At 73.8% G+C, this 16,652-nt stretch carries 15 protein-coding genes; 10 read left to right on the forward strand and 5 right to left on the reverse strand.

The window, feature by feature from the left end:
* Positions 1-162: 162 nt before the first annotated feature.
* The 5 genes from QZL85_RS07285 to QZL85_RS07305 all read right to left on the reverse strand — a co-directional run bounded on the left by QZL85_RS07285 (position 163) and on the right by QZL85_RS07305 (position 6,238).
* On the reverse strand, positions 163-1,059 hold the full coding sequence (locus QZL85_RS07285) for a hypothetical protein (protein WP_295575669.1): 897 nt from the start codon (positions 1,057-1,059) through the stop codon (positions 163-165).
* 31 nt (positions 1,060-1,090) lie between these two features.
* The gene (locus QZL85_RS07290; protein WP_295575445.1) at positions 1,091-2,188 is read right to left on the reverse strand and encodes a Gfo/Idh/MocA family protein; all 1,098 of its coding nucleotides are present in this window, start codon (positions 2,186-2,188) and stop codon (positions 1,091-1,093) included.
* Positions 2,185-3,108, reverse strand: coding sequence for a PmoA family protein (locus QZL85_RS07295; protein ID WP_295575448.1), 924 nt, complete (start codon positions 3,106-3,108; stop codon positions 2,185-2,187). Before QZL85_RS07295 ends, QZL85_RS07290 begins: the two co-directional genes overlap by 4 nt.
* Before the next feature lie 211 nt (positions 3,109-3,319).
* Positions 3,320-5,095: an ABC transporter ATP-binding protein gene (locus QZL85_RS07300; RefSeq protein ID WP_295575451.1), complete on the reverse strand. Its 1,776-nt coding sequence runs from the start codon at positions 5,093-5,095 to the stop codon at positions 3,320-3,322.
* A 96-nt stretch (positions 5,096-5,191) separates the two neighbouring features.
* Positions 5,192-6,238: a Xaa-Pro peptidase family protein gene (locus QZL85_RS07305; protein WP_295575454.1), complete on the reverse strand. Its 1,047-nt coding sequence runs from the start codon at positions 6,236-6,238 to the stop codon at positions 5,192-5,194.
* A 62-nt stretch (positions 6,239-6,300) separates the two neighbouring features.
* On the opposite strand from QZL85_RS07305, the gene QZL85_RS07310 reads away from it, so the two are divergent.
* From QZL85_RS07310 to galE, 10 genes are all read left to right on the forward strand, one after another.
* Positions 6,301-7,302, forward strand: a complete 1,002-nt coding sequence (locus tag QZL85_RS07310) for a LacI family DNA-binding transcriptional regulator (protein ID WP_295575456.1) — start codon at positions 6,301-6,303, stop codon at positions 7,300-7,302.
* A 377-nt stretch (positions 7,303-7,679) separates the two neighbouring features.
* Positions 7,680-9,017: a Gfo/Idh/MocA family protein gene (locus QZL85_RS07315; RefSeq protein ID WP_295575459.1), complete on the forward strand. Its 1,338-nt coding sequence runs from the start codon at positions 7,680-7,682 to the stop codon at positions 9,015-9,017.
* Positions 9,014-9,970 carry an NAD(P)-dependent oxidoreductase gene (locus QZL85_RS07320; protein ID WP_295575462.1) on the forward strand — a complete coding sequence of 319 codons (957 nt, stop codon included), beginning with the start codon at positions 9,014-9,016 and terminating at the stop codon, positions 9,968-9,970. Before QZL85_RS07315 ends, QZL85_RS07320 begins: the two co-directional genes overlap by 4 nt.
* Positions 9,937-10,836 carry a 5-dehydro-4-deoxyglucarate dehydratase gene (locus tag QZL85_RS07325; protein WP_295575465.1) on the forward strand — a complete coding sequence of 300 codons (900 nt, stop codon included), beginning with the start codon at positions 9,937-9,939 and terminating at the stop codon, positions 10,834-10,836. Before QZL85_RS07320 ends, QZL85_RS07325 begins: the two co-directional genes overlap by 34 nt.
* Positions 10,833-11,894, forward strand: a complete 1,062-nt coding sequence (locus QZL85_RS07330) for a mandelate racemase/muconate lactonizing enzyme family protein (protein WP_295575468.1) — start codon at positions 10,833-10,835, stop codon at positions 11,892-11,894. The genes QZL85_RS07325 and QZL85_RS07330 overlap by 4 nt, the downstream gene beginning before the upstream one ends.
* Positions 11,891-13,384: an aldehyde dehydrogenase (NADP(+)) gene (locus QZL85_RS07335; RefSeq protein WP_295575471.1), complete on the forward strand. Its 1,494-nt coding sequence runs from the start codon at positions 11,891-11,893 to the stop codon at positions 13,382-13,384. Before QZL85_RS07330 ends, QZL85_RS07335 begins: the two co-directional genes overlap by 4 nt.
* A 4-nt stretch (positions 13,385-13,388) precedes the next feature.
* Complete coding sequence (locus QZL85_RS07340) at positions 13,389-14,357, forward strand: serine hydrolase (protein ID WP_295575474.1); 969 nt, start codon at positions 13,389-13,391, stop codon at positions 14,355-14,357.
* A 121-nt stretch (positions 14,358-14,478) separates the two neighbouring features.
* Entirely contained in the window at positions 14,479-14,721 is a 243-nt protein-coding gene (locus tag QZL85_RS07345) for a hypothetical protein (RefSeq protein WP_295575477.1), read from the forward strand.
* Positions 14,718-15,506, forward strand: coding sequence for an alpha/beta hydrolase (locus QZL85_RS07350; RefSeq protein ID WP_295575480.1), 789 nt, complete (start codon positions 14,718-14,720; stop codon positions 15,504-15,506). The genes QZL85_RS07345 and QZL85_RS07350 overlap by 4 nt, the downstream gene beginning before the upstream one ends.
* A gap of 155 nt (positions 15,507-15,661) precedes the next feature.
* Entirely contained in the window at positions 15,662-16,642 is a 981-nt protein-coding gene (gene galE, locus QZL85_RS07355; RefSeq protein WP_295575483.1) for a UDP-glucose 4-epimerase GalE, read from the forward strand.
* Positions 16,643-16,652: the final 10 nt, after the last annotated feature.

Consider the following 16,652-nt stretch of genomic DNA (forward strand, 5'->3'; position numbering starts at 1 on the left):
GTGTGGGTGCCGTCCCATCGGGAAAGCGCTTGCCGGTTACCGTACTACGCGTTGAAACGTTATGCAAGACATCGGGGCAAACGCTTTCCGCGAGTTTTCCCGACACGGGTGTTACCGGTATCAGTCTGCCAGGCGTCATCTCGGCACGGAGCGCGGTCGCGCCTAGCGCGTGGAGAGGACCCCGTCATCCACACGCAGACCCACCCGGTAGATCGCGCTGCGGCGCTCCTCGTCGGAGGTGCCTCGCGGGCGGGCGAAGAAGTAGAACCAGACGTCCTCACCGTCGCGCACGGCCGCGCCGTGGTTGCCGATATCGCCGCCGGGCAGGTCACCCGGGCCGAGGATGACGGCATCCACCCCGCCCTGGCGGGCCCAGCCGACTCCGTCGGTGGAGCGGAACACACCCATCCCCCGCCATTCGTCGACGATCATCCACCACCAGCCGGCGAGTGCGAACACCGACGGGCCCTCGTGCGGACGAACGCCGATGGCGACCCCGTCGCGCGTCCATTCCGCGAGGTCGGTCGAGGATGCCGTCATCGTCGCCGAGTCGGCCGCCTCGTCCTTGTACCAGAGGCGCCACAGTCCGTCTCCCGTGCGCGCGACCGCCGCGTCGATGACCCGGTCGCTCGAGAGCGCGAGGGGTCCGACGCGGCGCCACGACGCCAGGTCGTCCGAGACGTACTCGACGATCGTGCGCGGAAACCCCGGCCAGCGATCGGGGATGCCGTCGATCTCCGTGAGGTACATCCGCCACGACTGCCCGTCGTGGATGACCTCGGGCGCCCAGTGCGTGCGGTCGACGACGACGGGCGGGCCTTCCGGTGCCAGCTGGAGGCCGTCGCGCGTCGGCTCGAGGGTGCCGGCGTACGTCCACTCGGTGCCGTCGGCGGACCGGGCGACGCCGATGCGGCTGCCGTGCACCCAGGCGACGGCAGGGCCCGGATCCGGGTGCGTCGCGCGGCGCTGCGTGTAGAACATCCACCACTCACGGCCCGCGATGACCACGAGGGGATCCGTCGCGCCGTCGTAGACGGGGTCGCGGTAGAGCTCCCTCATCGACGTCACGCCCTCTGCCGCGTGCGCGGCGTCACGACCGGCCGTCGCGCATGTCGGCGACGGGGCTCGCAAAGCCGGCCCGGTGCGTCGGGTGCGCGGCGAGGTCGGCCGGCGTGACGACGGCGCCGTCGGCCGCCGCCGACGCGTAGATCGCCGCGACGATCTCGAAGGAGCGGGCCGGCTCGTCCGCCGTGGGCGGCAGCTCGGTGCCGGACAGGAGCGCATCGAACACGTCGCGCAGCAGGGGACCGTGGTCGCTGCGCTCCTCGACGGGCGGCAGATCCCACGCGTCCGCCTCGGCCTCGTACCCGGGCGCGGGGGTGATCTTCCAGTTCTCGTGCCCGTGGCCGTAGAGGTGCTCGACCGAGATCGTCGCCTTCTGCGTGTCGAGGCGGATCGAGCTCGTCTGGCGCGGCGAGACGGCGCTGGTCACCACCTGGGCGACGACGCCGTTCGCGAACGTGACGGTCGCCGTCGAGGCGTCCTCCGTCTGCGTCTCGCGGTCCAGCCGCCAGAGCCTCCCCTGCACGCTCGCCCAGTCGCCGAGGAGGAAGGCGAGCAGGTCGAGTTGGTGGATGCCGTGGCCGAGGGTCGTCCCGCCGCCCTCGGTCTCCCACTGGCCGCGCCAGGGCACCGCGAAGTACTCCGCGTCGCGGTACCAGAGCGTCTGGCAGACGGCGATGAGCGGCCGCCCCAGGGCGCCGCTCTGCAGCAGCGAGCGCACATGCGCCGCGGCGGTGCCGGTGCGCTGCTGGAAGACGACCGCGAGCCGGCGGTCGGCGGCTGCCGCGGCCGCGCGCATCTCGTCGAGCTCGTCGAGCGATGGTGCCGGGGGCTTCTCCACGACGACATGGGCGCCGGCGGCGAAGGCGGCGACGGTCTGCTCCCGGTGCACGCCCGGCGGCGTGCAGATGAGGACGACATCGGGATGCTCGGCATCCAGGAGCTCGTCGAGGGTGTCATAGACCGCGGGGTCGCCCCACTGGCGCGCGAAGTCGTCGGCCTTGCCGCGGGTCAGATTCGTCACGGCGACCAGTTCGGCATGCGGATGGGCGCCGACGGCGCGCGCGTGGAAGTGGGCGACGGCGCCGGTGCCGACGATGGCGCAGCGCAGGGTGCGGGTGGTCATGCGGGATCCTCGGGGGTGTCGGGGGTGTGAGCGGCGCGCAGCTCGTCGACGAGCGTCGCGCCGACGGTGGCGGCGAGGGCGGCCACCTCGGCCGTGCCGATGACGAGCGCGGCCGCGAGGACCAGGGTCTCTCCGGGCGGCAGGACGGTCTCCTGGAAGAAGAACGGGGCCGGGTTGAGGCCGGCGTACTCCGCGCTGCGCGCGAACCAGGGGCTCTCCTCCGCGCCGGCGTCGAGCATGAGGACGCCGGCCGAGCGATCCGGCGCGATGAACGCGAGCCACGGCCCGGGCTCGCCGCGGGTGTCGTCGCCGGCCCGTCCGGACGGTGCGACGATGTCGCCGCCGGTGTGCGAGACCGGGCCGCGCCAGAAGATGCCCGCGTAGCCGGCGTTCTCGCGCCCCTTGGACGTGGGCGAGCCGAAGCCGAGCGGCCCGTCGGAGACGTTCCGCAGGGCGCTCCGCCACGTGAGCGCCCAGGTGTCGGCGTCGATCGGCCGGGCGGTGAGCGTGCGGCGCTCGATGAGCACCCGCGCACCGTCCTCGGCGATCCAGTCGAGGTCCTCGTCGACGCGGGCGAGGCCGGCGACGGCATCCGCGACGGGGGTGTCGGAGACGACGAATGCGCGGTGCACCTGCGCGCCGTTGTTCGGCAGCTGCACGTAGCCCTCGCCGTGCACGTAGGTGGGGCCGCCCCAGAAGTTGTGCGGCCCGACGACCGGGAGTGCGAGGGAGAGCCCCTTGTGCCAGACATGGTCATCGGGGCGGTAGGCCGTGACGTCGGCGCCGGACCGCGTGCGCAGGAGCGCGTACGGGCGGGGGGACTCGAGGGGGGCATCGTGCGGCTCGTAGACGTACTCGGCGAGCACCCCGTCGCCCTCGCGCAGGCGCAGGCGGCCGGACTCTTCGGCGTCGAAGTGCATGGGACCTCCGCGGTCGGCGTGACGTGGCATCCACCTTAGGAGATCTCGCGGGAAAGCGCTATCCAGATCGCGCGCACACGCACCCAGGCGTTCGCGCGGCCGAAAACAGCACGCGCTGCGGAAAGTTCGACCGCGCGTGCCGCTTTCGACCGCGCGTGCGAATCCGACACGGGACGAGGGCGCGGCGAGGACGGGCGTGCGGGTCCGCGCGCTAGACCAGCCCGGCCTGCGTGAGGTGCAGCCGCGCGTAGCGGCCCCCGGCGTCGACGAGCACGTCGTGCGCGCCCTGCTCGACGATGCAGCCGTGCTCGAGCACCACGATGCGGTCCGCGCGGCGCACGGTCGAGAGCCGGTGCGCCACGACGAGCGTCGTCCGGCCGGTCATGAGGCGATCCAGCGCCTCCTTGACGAGCTCCTCCGACTCCGGGTCGAGTGCGCTCGTGGCCTCGTCGAGCAGCAGGATGCGCGGATCGCGGACGAGTGCCCGCGCGATGGCGAGCCGCTGCCGTTGGCCGCCGGAGAGCCGCGCGCCCCGCTCGCCGACGACGGTGTCCCAGCCGTGCGGCTGCGCCTGCACGAAGTCCCACGCGTTGGCATCGCGCAGGGCGCGGGCGATCCGGTCGTCCGAGGCCTCCGGCATCCCGTACGCGATGTTGTCGCGGATGGAGCCCTCGAACAGGACGGATTCCTGCGGGACGACGGAGACGAACCGGCGCACCGTGCGCAGGTCGAGCTCCTGCATGTCGGCGCCGTCGAGCAGGATCCGCCCGCTCGCGGGACGGACGAATCCCAGCACGAGGTTCAGCAGGGTCGACTTGCCGGACCCCGACGACCCGACGAAGGCGACCGTCGCACCGGCTGGGATGTCGAGGTCGATCTCGTGCAGCGCATCGTCGTCGGCGCCGGGGTACCGGTGGGTCGCGCGCTGGAGGGCGATGCCGCCCTCGACGGCATCCACCGTGCGCTTGCCCTCGTTCTGCTCGAGGTCGGGCTCCTGGATGACCTCGGCGATCGAGCGCACCGATTCGAGCCCGCGCGCGCCGACCGGGATGAGCATGAGGAGCTGCGTCAGCCCGCCCGTGAGGAGCGTGAAGTACGTCGACAGCAGCACGACTTCGCCCGGCGTGATGGGCAGGATGCCGGTGAGCGCGAACACCGCGGCGAGCACGAGGCAGCCGACGCCGAGCAGCTGCATCGCGACCCAGGAGATCGACGCGACGTGGCCGTTGAGCATGTCGAGGTGCAGGCCCGCGCGGCGGACACCCTCCGCCCCGTGGGTGACGCGGGTGACGGCGGTGCCCTCGAGGCCGTGCGCGCGGGTGACCGGGATGAGCGAGGCCATCTCGCCGACGCGCGCCGACAGCGTCTCGACCTCGCGACGGAAGACCTCATTGCGGGCCTTCGACCGGTTGCGCATGCCGTAGCGGATGCCGATGGCGATGGGCACCGCGAGCGCGTAGACCGGGAGGAACTGGGGCACCGCGATCGCCGTCATCGAGATGGCGCCGGCCATCACCATGATCGCCGACAGCAGTGGATGCGTGACCTGCTGGAGCATGAGCTCGACGTTCTCGACGTCGCGGACGACCTTGGTCTGCACGATCGACGAGCTGACCCTCGTGTGGTACCCGATGGACAAGCTTTGCAGCCGGGCGGCGAGGGCGTTCCGCAGATCCGCGCCGGTGTCGCGCACGACCGTCATGAAGCTGCGCGTGTAGAGGATGTGGTTCGGATAGTTCTGCAGGAGCAGCAGCGCCGCGAGCGCGAACCACCACAGCACCGCGGACACGGGGCCGTCGGTCGCGACGATGTCGATGATCGACGCCGTGATGACCGGCAGGAACCAGAGCGGGATCTCCTTCATCGCGAAGGCGAGGATCGCGAGGGCCATGCGGCCGGGGCGCCGCGCGAGCAGGCGGAGGACGGTGCGCGTGGGATGCGCGCCGTCGATGAGGTCTGCATTGCTGGAAAGCGCTATCCGGGCCACGTGTCGATCGTAGCCCGCGTCCGCGCCGCGACGCCAGGGTCTTCGGAGGACGCGCGGTGCGAAGCGCCGACGAAACGGATGCTGCTCGCCTGCCGCTCAGTCGAACGGCCGCGCCGTCGGTCGCGCCAGCCCGGCATGCGTGACGGTCGGCCACCGCGGATCCGACGTGAGGACCTCGATCCCCGCTGCGCCGACCAGCATGGTGTCCTCGACCTTGGCGCCGGGGGCGCTGGGGTTCCACGCGAAGGCGTGCCGCTCGACGATCAGGTCGTCCGTGTCCGCCGTGGCGCGCGGATCGCGGCCGGCGTAGCCCGTCGGTCCGCCCTGGTGGTGGCGCCGCCACTCGTCCTCGTCGAAGCCCGCAGCGGCATACCCCGCGCACCCGCCCGCGAACGCCTCGTCCAGACGCATCCCGGGGCGCGTCGCGGCGAGGAAGGCCGCCTCCACCTCGAGGATCCGGCCGTCGTCCGCTCCCGGTGCGCCGACCCAGCGCGTCGCGTTGGCGATGAGCCCGTGCCGGCGCCCGCAGACGACGAGCATCGCGCGCTCCCCGAGCGGACCGTCGGTGGGGAGCGGATGCCGGTGCGCCAGACGCGCCCTGCCGGCGACGAGCACGACGAGCGGGTCGATCCCGCGCCCGACGAGCAGTTCGGCGAGGGCGGCCGCGGCGTCGCGCTCGGTGTTCTCGGGACGGAGCATCGTGGCGGCGTCGGTGAGGGCGGCGGCGGTGTCGCGGCCGAGCGCCCGGTAGCGGTCGGCCTCCGCCGGGAGCAGGCTCGCCCGCGCCGCGCGCAGGGCCGGGGCGACGTCGGCCTCGGGGATGGCGGCGCGGGCGATCGCGGCGGCCGCGGCCGGCGGCGTCTGCCACGGGACGCGCACCACGCGATCGGCGTCGGCGGGGAGGAGCTCTTCTGCGATGAGCCGATCCGCCTCGTTCGCGGCGACGAAGAGGGTGTCCCCGTCGTCCGCCGCGACGACGGCGAGCACGGGCGGGCCGGCGAGCGAGACGTGCGTGCGGGGGCCGTCCAGGTACCAGGCGAGGGCCTCGTGCGAGGTCAGGAGGAGCGCGTCGGCGTGGGCGGAGGCGCGCACCGCCGCGAGGCGCGACTGCTTGACAAGACGATCGGCGGCGGACAGCGGCATCCGGACTCCTTCGTAAAACGCTTTCTCGTTAGTATGGCCGGAGACGACACGGGGAGGCAGGCATGGCGAAATCCTCGCGCGCCACCATCACCGACGTCGCCCGCGCCGCCGGCGTCTCGCTGTCCACGGTGTCGCGTGTCATGAACGGCAACCCGTCGGTCGATGCCGCCCTGGCCGACCGGGTGCGCGCGGTCGCCGAGGAGCTCGGCTACAGCGCGAACCCGCTGGCCCGCAGCCTCGTGCTCGGGCGCACGCAGACGATCGCCGTCGTGATCCCCGACCTCTCGAACCCGACCTTCCAGGCGATCCTGCGGGGGCTCAGCCGGGCGGCCGCGGACGACGGATACCACGTGCTGATCGCCGACTCGGCGGAGCAGGTCGACACCGAGCGTGCGCTCGCCACGACGACCCGGCGGCGCACCGACGGCGTCATCCTGTGCGCGCCGCGCCTGCCGTCGAGCGAACTCGCCGCGCTCCTGCCGACCCTGTCCCCCGTCGTGGTCGTCAACCGGCCGCCGCAGGAGGCGGCGCCCACCGTCGCCGCGGACTACCGCTCCGCGATGGCCGAGCTCGTCGCGCACCTGCACGGGCTCGGGCACCGGCGCCTGGTGTTCCTCTCCGGCGTGACGGGCAGCGCATCGGGCGCCGCCCGGCGGGAGGCCCTGGACGAGGCGCGGGTCGCGCACCCCGACCTGGAGATCCTCGAGGAGCCGTCGGGCGTCGATTTCGACAGCGGCGCCGCGGCCGCCGACGCGGTGCTCGCGTCCGGCGCGACCGCCGTCCTCGCGTTCAACGACCTCGTCGCCATGGGCCTCCTCTCCGCCGTCGCCGAGCGCGGCGTGCGCGTGCCCGAGGACCTGTCGGTCGTCGGCTTCGACGACATCCCGTTCGCGCGCTACACGACGCCGCCGCTGACCACGGCCGCCGTCCCCGCCGCCGAGCTCGGCCGACGGGCGTGGGATGCCATGAGCGCCCTGCTCGCCGGCGACCCCGCCCCGGCGTCGTCGGTGCTGACCCCCGAGGTCGTCCTGCGGGCGAGCACCGCCGCGCCCCCGGCATCCTGAGCCCTCTTCGTCCTGACCCCGCGTCGCGCTGACCCCGCGTCGCGCTGACCCTCGCCGCGCTGACCTCTCGTCCTCCTGGCCCCGCGTCGCGCTGACCCCTCATCGCGGATGGCGCGCGCGGGGTCGCCCCGTGATCCGCGCCGAAGTGCGGGTGCAGCGCCCCAGGACCCACCGTTCGGCGCGGATGAGAATCGACGCCGCCGTTCATCCGCGCCGACGTGCGGGTGCGACGCCGCGACACCCGCACTCTGCCGCGGGCGAATCCACGTCCCGGGCCACGTCGTACCCCTCGGCGTCGCACCGGGGGTGGTTCGTCGAGACGTGACGCCCACTCGCGTGCTAGCCTGAGAAAACGTTTCCTGAGATCCGGAGCAGCCATGACCCGCACCCGCTACGCGCTCGTCGGCGCCGGCGCCCGCTCGCAGATGTACGTCGATGCGATCAGCGGGACGTATGCCGACCGCGCCGAACTCGTCGCCGTCTGCGAGCCGAACCCCGTCCGCGTCGCGCTGGCCGTGGACCGCGTGACGTCGGCCGGACACGCGGCCCCGACGACGTGGCATCCGGACCGTCTCGAGGAGATGGTGGCGGCCGAGCGCATCGAGCGGGTCATCGTCTGCGCCCGCGACGACATGCATGCACCGCTGATCGTCCGCGCGCTGGAGGCAGGCGCCGACGTCGTCGTCGAGAAGCCGCTCACGATCGACGCCGAGAGCGCCGCCGCGATCGAGGATGCCGTCGCCCGCACCGGTCGCCGCGTCGTCCTCACCTTCAACTACCGCTACGCGCCCCGGAACAGCGCGCTGCGCCAGGTCATCCAGGACGGCCTCATCGGCGAGGTCACCTCCATCGACTTCTCCTGGATGCTGGACACGAAGCACGGCGCCGACTACTTCCGCCGCTGGCACCGCGAGAAGGAGCACTCCGGCGGCCTCCTCGTCCACAAGTCCAGCCACCACTTCGACCTCGTCAACTGGTGGATCCGCTCGACGCCCCGGCGCGTCTACGCTTCCGGCGGGCTCCGCTTCTACGGCGCCGAGAACGCCGCCGTCCGCGGGCTCGGCGAGCGCGCCGCGCGCGGCACCCACGAGGGTCCGCACGATCCGTTCGAGCTCGACCTGCGCGAGGATCCGCTCCTGAAGGCGCTCTACCTCGACGCCGAGGGCCACGACGGATACCTCCGCGACCGCGACGTGTTCGGCGAGGGCATCACGATCGAGGACAACCTCGCGCTCGTCGTCGACTACGCCTCCGGCGCCACGCTGACCTACTCCCTCAACGCCCACGCCCCCTGGGAGGGATACCGGGTCGCCGTCAACGGGACGCTCGGTCGCGCCGAGCTCGAGGTCATCGAGCGCGGCGCCGTCCTCGTCGACGAGGGGCTGCACCCCGTGCTCGACCCCAGTGCCGCGGATGCGGGCGGCGGCGGCTCCCTGCGCCCGCAGGGCGAGCGCCTGCTCGTCCAGCGGCACTGGGAGGAGGCCGTCGAGGTCGCCCTCGAGGGCACCGGCGGCGGGCACGGCGGCGGCGACGAGCTGTTGCTGCGCGACGTCTTCGTCGGCCCGGGTGAAGACCCGCTGGCCCGGCCCGCCGACTGGACCGACGGCGTGCGCTCGATCGCCGTCGGCATCGCCGGCAACCGGTCGCTCGCGACAGGTCTCCCCGTCGACGTCGCGGACCTCGGCATCCACCTCCTGTCCCGGGAGCGCGCGTGACGAAGATCGTCGTGACCGGGGGCGCGGGGCGCCTGGGCCGCTCCCTCGCCGCCGGCCTCGCGACAGCCGGACACGAGGTCGTCTCGCTCGACCGTGCCGTCTCCGAAGATGCCGCCCTCGCCGCCGTCACGCAGGTCGCCATCGACCTCACCGATGCGGATGCGACGGCCCGCGCCCTGCACGCGGCCGACGCGGACGCGCTCATCCACCTCGCGGCCATCGCGGTGCCCTTCAGCGCCCCCGAGCACGTCATCCTGCAGACGAACGCGGCGCTCGCGATCTCGGTTCTCGGTGGCGGCGTGGCTGCCGGCATCCCGAAGATCATCGCCGCGTCGAGCCCCACCGTGCTCGGCTACGGCGCACCCACCGGGTGGGTGCCCGAGCGCTTCCCGCTCGACGAGGACACCGCCCCCCGACCGTGGAACGCGTACGGCCTGTCGAAGCAGCTCATCGAGCAGACCCTCCGCATGTACGCGCGGCAGACCGGCGACGCGATCCGCTTCGCCGCCTTCCGCCCCTGCTACGTCATCGCCCCCGAGGAGTGGGCGGGCGCCCCGACGCAGCAGGGCCACACCGTCCGCGAGCGCCTCGACGACCCCGCCCTGTCCGCGCCGGCGGTGTTCAACTACGTCGACGCGCGCGACGTCGCGGACTTCTGCGACCGCCTGCTGGCGGCCCTCCCCGACATCCCCAACGCGGAGACGTTCTTCGTCGCCGCCGACGACGCGCTGGCCCGCGAGCCGCTCGCCGACCTCGTTCCGCGCTTCTTCCCCGGCACCGACGAGGTCGCCGCCGCGCTCACCGGCACGACGTCGGCGTTCTCCAACGCGAAGGCGCGGCGCCTGCTCGGCTGGGCGCCCGCCTACTCCTGGCGCGGCGAGCTGCCCGCGATCGACCCCGACCGAAAGGACGCGCCGGCATGGACTTCGACGGCATCCTCTTCTTCCCTGTGACGCCCTTCGACGCGAACGGCCAGGTCGACGTCGACCTGCTCCGCCGACACGTCGCGACCGGGCTCGCGCACTCCCCCGGCGGGATCTTCCCGGCGTGCGGCACGGGCGAGTTCCACGCGCTGACGGCAGCCGAAGCGGGCCTCGTCGTGCGTGCGACGGCCGAGACCGTCGCCGGCGCCGTCCCCGTCGTCGCCGGAACGGGGGGTCCGCTCGGCCACGCGCAGGAGGTCGCCCGCGCGGCGGCGGATGCCGGCGCCGACGCCCTGCTCGTGCTTCCGCCGTACCTCGTGGGCGGTCCGCAGGCGGGCCTCATCGCGTACGTCGAGGCGGTGGCCGCCGCATCCGACCTGCCCGTCATCGTCTATCACCGCGGCAACGCGCAGTTCACGGCCGCCTCCATGCGCCGCCTCGCGGAGAACCCGAAGGTGGTCGGCTTCAAGGACGGCGTCGGCGACGTCGGTGCCGCGCAGCTCATCGTTCGGGCGGTCGCGGAGACCGGTCGCGACGACGTCCTCTTCTTCAACGGGCTGCTCACCGCCGAGCTGACCCAGGCGGCGTACCGGGGCATCGGCATCCCGCTGTACTCATCGGCCGCTTTCGCGATGATCCCGGAGGTCGCGAACGCGTACTACCGCGCCTACGTCGGCGGCGACGAGGCGCGGCGGCTCGCCCTGCTCGACGCGTTCTACGCGCCGCTCGTCGCCCTCCGCGACGAGACGCCCGGGTTCGGGGTCTCCCTCATCAAGGCGGGGCTCCGGATCGGCGGGCTGCCGGTCGGCGGCGTCCGGCCCCCGCTCGTCGACCCGACGCCCGAGCAGGAGCGCCGCCTCGCGGAGATCCTCGACGCCGGACGGGCGCTCGTGTGAGCGAGATCGCGTCCCTCGACGCGCGCCTGGTCCGCGTGCCGCTCCGGCGGCCGTGGGGGGCCGACGTCCGGAGCGTCGGAGTGATCGCGACCCACGTCGTGCGCCACGACGGGGTCGAGGGGTGGGGTTTCTCCTGGACGCCGCAGATCGGCGCCGAGGCTGCGCTCGCGCTGCTGCAGCACGACATCGCGTCGTTCGCGGTCGGGCAGGCGGCCGTCCCCTCGGCGCTGTGGCGACCGGCCTGGGAGCACCTGCACGAAGCCGGCGGCGGCGGGCTCACGACCATCGCGCTGGCCGGGCTCGACCTCGCACTGTGGGATGCCGCGGCCCGCGCCGATGACGTGTCGGTCTCGCACCTGCTCGGCCGCCGCCGCGACGCCGTGCGCGCGTACGGCAGCGGGGTGAACCTGCACTACCCGCTCGAAGACCTCGTCGCCCAGGTGCGCCGGTGGGTGGAGGCCGGATTCCATGCCGTGAAGGTGAAGGTCGGGAAGCCCGACCTCGCGGAGGACGTCGACCGGCTCGCGGCCGTGCGGGAGGTGCTGGGCCCGGACCGCGACCTCATGATCGACGCCAATCAGCGCTGGGATCTCGCGCGGGCCACCGAGAGCCTCGAGCAGCTCGGCCGTTTCGCGCCGGCGTGGATCGAGGAGCCGCTGCGCGCCGACGACCTCGACGGTCACGCGGCGCTCGCCCGCCGCACCGACATCCCCCTCGCGCTGGGCGAGAACGTGCACACGGCGTACCGCTTCGCGGAGTTCCTCCGCGCCGGCGCGGCGCACATCATCCAGCCCAACATCGTGCGGGTCGGCGGCATCACGCCGTTCCTGCGCATCGCGGCGATCGCCGCCGACGCCGGCGCCGCCGTGCATCCCCATCTGCTGCCCGAGTTGTCCGGCCAGATCGCCCTGACCCTCCCGCAGGACGTCCTCGTCGAAGACGTCGAGGATGCCGGCTTCGGCGACCTCGGTGCACTCGATGGGCCGTCGCCCGTGCGCGTCGCGGCGGGCCGCCTCACCGAGGAGCCGCACGTCGGACTCGGTCTCCGCTTCCTGTGAACCCCGAGCCCTCGAACAACGCCCCGAAAGGACCCGCGATGAGCACCAGCACCGCCGACCTCGAGCAGATCGTCGCCGCCGCGGTCTCCGCCGCGCCCGTGTGGCGCACATCCGGCCAGGCCACGCGGGCCGGCTGGCTGCGCGCCCTCGCCGACGCCCTCGACGCGCACGCCGACGAACTCGTGCCGCTCGCCGACCGCGAGACACGTCTCGGCGAGACGCGACTGCGGGGCGAGGTCGGCCGCACGTCGGGGCAGCTGCGCCTCTTCGCGACCGTCGTCGAGGAGGGCGCGTACCTCGAGCTCACGATCGACGACGCCGACCCCGCGGCCGCACCGCCGCGTCCCGAGCTGCGGCGGCTGCTGATCGGGGTCGGTCCCGTCGCCGTCTTCTCCGCGTCGAACTTCCCGTTCGCGTTCTCCGTCTGCGGCGGCGACACCGCCTCCGCCCTCGCGGCCGGGAACCCCGTCGTCGTCAAGGCGCACTCCGGGCACCCCGAGCTGTCCCGACGCACGGCCGAGATCGCCGCCGCCGCGCTCGAAGCGGCAGGCGCGCCCGCCGGTTCGATCGCGCTCGTCGAAGGCCGTGAGGCCGGGAACGCCCTCGTGCAGCATCCCGCCGTCCAGGCGGCGGGATTCACGGGCTCGCTGAGCGGCGGACGCGCCCTCTTCGACCTGGCGACAGGCCGCCCCGACCCGATCCCGTTCTACGGCGAACTCGGCAGCGTGAACCCCGTCGTCCTCACCCGCGGCGCGGTCGCGGCGCGGGGCGCCGCGCTCGCGCAGGGCCTGGCGGGATCGTTCACGCTGGGCGCCGGCCAGTTCTGCACGAAGCCCGGTGTCGTGTTCGTGCCGCGCGGAGCGGGTTTCGAGGAGGCCCTCGCCGCAGCCACGACGGGGATCGCGGGCGGACCGCTGCTCACCGATCGCATCACGGCGGCCTTCCCGGAGGGCGTGGGCCGGCTCGCGGCCGACCCCGGTGTGGAGGTCATCGCGCACGGCGCCGAGACGGCCGACGGGGCCCGCCCGCTCGTCGTCGCGACGGACGCGGCGGCGGTCATCGCCCGCGCGGACGTGCTGCTGGAGGAGGTGTTCGGCCCGGTGACCCTGCTCGTCCGCTACGACACCGACGACGACCTGCACGCGGCGCTCGGGGCCGTGCCCGGCAGCCTCACCGCGACGCTGCACGCCGAGGACGGCGACGACGTCACCGCCACGCTCGAACTGCTGCAGGCCCGCGCAGGGCGCGTCCTGTTCGCCGGGTGGCCGACCGGCGTCGCCGTGACCTGGTCGCAGCAGCACGGCGGGCCGTGGCCGGCGACGACGTCGCTGCACACGTCGGTCGGCGCGACCGCGATCCGCCGGTTCCTGCGGCCCGTCGCCTATCAGGACGCGCCCGAGCGCCTGCTGCCCGATGTCCTGCGCGATGCGGCGCTCGCCCGTCTGCCGCATCGCCGGAACGGCATCCTCACGGTGCCCCTGGCATCCTGAGGTCATGGCCTTCTCCTCCGCCTTCGACCTGATCCGACGACACGTCGCGGAAGACCGCCTGCCGACGGCCGTCCTCGGCGTCGCCACCGCGGACGGCACCGTCGCACTCGAGGCGTTCGGCCCGGCGTCGCGCGAGGACCGGTACCCGCTGTTCTCGATCACGAAGCCCCTGCTCGGCATCGCCGCGGCCCGCGCGATCGCCCGCGGCCTGCTCACCCCGGAGACCCCGCTCGCCGCCGCGCTGCCCGCGTTCGGCGCGGGACGCGACGACATCGTGCGGCTCCGGCACCTCGCGAGCCACACCTCCGGCATCTCCGAGCCGGCGCTGGACACCCCGGTGCCGCTGCGGACCGAGCTCCTCTCGCGCGGGCGCGACTTCGCCGCCGGCACCGCCTCCCGCTACTCGACCCTCGCGTTCGAGGGCATCGCGGCGCTCGTCGAGCACGCCACGGGACGTGCGTGGGATGCCGAGGTGACCGCCTGGGCCGCCGAGATCGGCGCCCACGGGCTCAGCCTCGACCTCGCCGACGCGCATCCCGTCGCCGATGCGGCCGCCGCCGGGGTCGACATGGAGCGGTTCGCGGCGCTGCGCCACCCCGGTGCCGGCCTCGCCGGACGCGCCGACGACCTGCTGCGGCTCGGCTCGGCGCTGCTGCGGATCGGCGACGGCGAGCGCGGCGGCATCCTCTCCCCCGCCACCCTCGCGATGATGCTCCGTCCCCTCACCGGCGCGATCCCCCGCCTCGATCCCTACCCGGCCGAGCGCGGCCAGGACTGGGGCTTCACCTGGAACCTGCGCTCCCGCGCCCCCGGGCTCATCGACCGCGACGCGTACGGGCACGGCGGGTGGGCGGGAACCGAGTTCTGGGTGCACCCCACGGCCGGAGTGAGCTGGGTGCTGCTGACCAACCGGGCACTGCACGCCGACGTCGACGCGGACGCCCTCGACAACGCGATCATCGGAGCGCTCTGATGCTGACGGTGCACCACCGCGGATGGGCCGGACCGCCCGCCGCCACGTCTCTGCCGGCGGCCGGCGAGGCCGCACGCGGACTCGCGATCACCGACCGCGCCGTCCTCCGCGATGGGGTGCCGTGGGTGGCATCCCCGTCGACGACCGGTTCTGGGACGGGACGCGATGGAGCGTCTCGCTGGCCGACGCCGGCATCGGCGCGCCGTCGGCGCTGACGCTGCACGTGCTGCCGCTGTCACCGGACTCGACGATCGCTCTCCCCGCGGCCGCCGCGGCGCGCCTCTCGGCGGCGACCGCGCCGATCGTGGCGTTGGACGCCGTGACGGTGCGCCTGCGCGGCGCATGGACCGAGGTGCCGGCGTGAGCGCTCCGTACGCCGCCGCCGACGGGCTCGTGCGGGTGTACCGTGCCACGGCCGGAAACGGCAGCGGCCTGCTCTGGATGCACGGCGGCGGCTTCGCGGCCGGTGATCTCGACATGCCGGAGGCCGACCACGTCGCGCGGACGCTCGCCGCGGCCGGCACGACGGTCGTGAGCGTCGACTATCGGCTGGTCGGCGAGGCGTGCCGGTATCCGGCGCCCTCCGACGACGTCCTCGCCGCGTGGGAGTGGATGCTCGCGCAGCGCGCCGAGCTCGGGATCACGCGGACGGCCATCGGCGGGGCGAGCGCGGGCGGCAACCTCGCCGCGGGTGCCGTGCTGCGGATGCTCTCCGAGGGCGGCGCGGTGCTGCCCGACGTCGTGCTGCTCGCCTATCCGACGCTCCTCGCCGTGCAGCCTCCTCCCGATGCGGAGCTGCGGGCGGCGCTGGACGCCGAACCCGAGTCCGACCGCTTCGGGCCGGAGGTCGTCCGCGAGATGTACGAGCGGTTCCTCGGCGGACCCGTCGACGCCGCGCCGGTGCCGGCGGTGCCCGGGACGGCGAGACGGGAGCACCTCGCGGGGCATCCGCCGACGCTCATGGTCAACGGCGACGCCGACGAGCTGCGGGTCTCCGGGGAGGTGTACGCCGCGACGCTCCGCGCCGCGGGCTGCGACATCGAGGTGGTCACGGAGCGCGGGACCCAGCACGGCCACCTCAACCGGCCGCTCGAGCCGGCGGCATCCGTCACCCTTGCGCGCTTCGCACGGCGCCTCGCCGCGCCCTAGGTCGGCGTGCCGCGGTTCGCCGGGCGCAGATGCCCGCGCCGACCGGCACGTCGCGCCCAGCGAGCGTGACGGCGGAGATCGGCGAGCGGACCGACCGTCGGGTGCGCTAGCATGTTGATGAGCATGTTGACGTCAACACACTCGATGGGAGAGCAATGAGCTGGCTGGTCACCGGTGGTGCCGGATACATCGGAGCGCATGTGGTCCGCGCCCTCGCCGCGGCGGGCATCGACCCCGTCGTGATCGACGATCTCTCCAGCGGCCACGCCGCGTTCGTCCCGGAGGGCGTGCCTTTCGCGCGGGGGACGATCCTCGACGTGGCCTTCGTCGCGGAGACGCTCCGCGCGCACGCCGTCGAGGGCGTCATCCACGTCGCCGGATTCAAGTACGCCGGGGTCTCCGTCAAGCGACCGCTGCACACCTACGAGCAGAACGTCGAGGGCACGCGCGCGGTGCTCGCCGCGATGGCGGATGCCGGGGTGCCGAACATCGTCTTCTCCTCCAGCGCCGCCGTGTACGGCACGCCGGACGTGCCGCTCGTGACCGAGGACCTCCCCAAGCGCCCGGCATCGCCCTACGGCGAGTCGAAGCTCATCGGCGAATGGCTGCTGCGCGACCAGGCCGTCGCGACGGCGGAGGACGAGCGGCCGCTGCGCCACACGTCGCTGCGGTACTTCAACGTGGTGGGCTCCGGCGACCCGAGCATCTACGACACGAGCCCGCACAACCTCTTCCCGATCGTCTTCGAGAAGCTCCTCCGCGGCGAGACACCGCAGATCAACGGCGACGACTACGCCACCCCGGACGGCACGAACGTCCGGGATTACGTCCACGTCGCGGACATCGCGGCGGCCCACGTCGTCGCGGCGCAGCGCCTCGTGGCCGGCGAGCCGGTCGAGCCCGCCTACAACCTCGGCTCGCGCAACGGCCTGTCCGTCCGCGAGATCATGGATGCGATGGCCCGCGTCACCGGGATCGACTTCACCCCGGCGATCGCAGCCCGCCGCGCCGGCGACCCGGACCGCATCGTCGCGACGGGCGAGCTGGCGGCCCGCGACCTGGACTGGCAGAACCGGTACACCGTCGACGAGATGGTCCGCTCGGGCTGGGACGCGCGACGCAGCGCCGACGCCTGACCCGGGCGCT

Source organism: uncultured Microbacterium sp. (assembly GCF_900078385.1).
In the GTDB taxonomy this organism is placed as follows: Bacteria; Actinomycetota; Actinomycetes; order Actinomycetales; family Microbacteriaceae; genus Microbacterium.

What these genes read in the sequence shown, in the direction of transcription:
- QZL85_RS07295 (WP_295575448.1), bottom strand. Translation starts at nt 3,108, where the DNA reads ATGCACTTCGACGCCGAAGAGTCCGGCCGCCTGCGCCTGCGCGAGGGC.
- QZL85_RS07285 (WP_295575669.1), bottom strand. Translation starts at nt 1,059, where the DNA reads ATGAGGGAGCTCTACCGCGACCCCGTCTACGACGGCGCGACGGATCCC.
- QZL85_RS07315 (WP_295575459.1), top strand. Translation starts at nt 7,680, where the DNA reads ATGACCCGCACCCGCTACGCGCTCGTCGGCGCCGGCGCCCGCTCGCAG.
- QZL85_RS07310 (WP_295575456.1), top strand. Translation starts at nt 6,301, where the DNA reads ATGGCGAAATCCTCGCGCGCCACCATCACCGACGTCGCCCGCGCCGCC.
- galE (WP_295575483.1), top strand. Translation starts at nt 15,662, where the DNA reads ATGAGCTGGCTGGTCACCGGTGGTGCCGGATACATCGGAGCGCATGTG.
- QZL85_RS07325 (WP_295575465.1), top strand. Translation starts at nt 9,937, where the DNA reads ATGGACTTCGACGGCATCCTCTTCTTCCCTGTGACGCCCTTCGACGCG.
- QZL85_RS07305 (WP_295575454.1), bottom strand. Translation starts at nt 6,238, where the DNA reads ATGCCGCTGTCCGCCGCCGATCGTCTTGTCAAGCAGTCGCGCCTCGCG.
- QZL85_RS07290 (WP_295575445.1), bottom strand. Translation starts at nt 2,188, where the DNA reads ATGACCACCCGCACCCTGCGCTGCGCCATCGTCGGCACCGGCGCCGTC.
- QZL85_RS07340 (WP_295575474.1), top strand. Translation starts at nt 13,389, where the DNA reads ATGGCCTTCTCCTCCGCCTTCGACCTGATCCGACGACACGTCGCGGAA.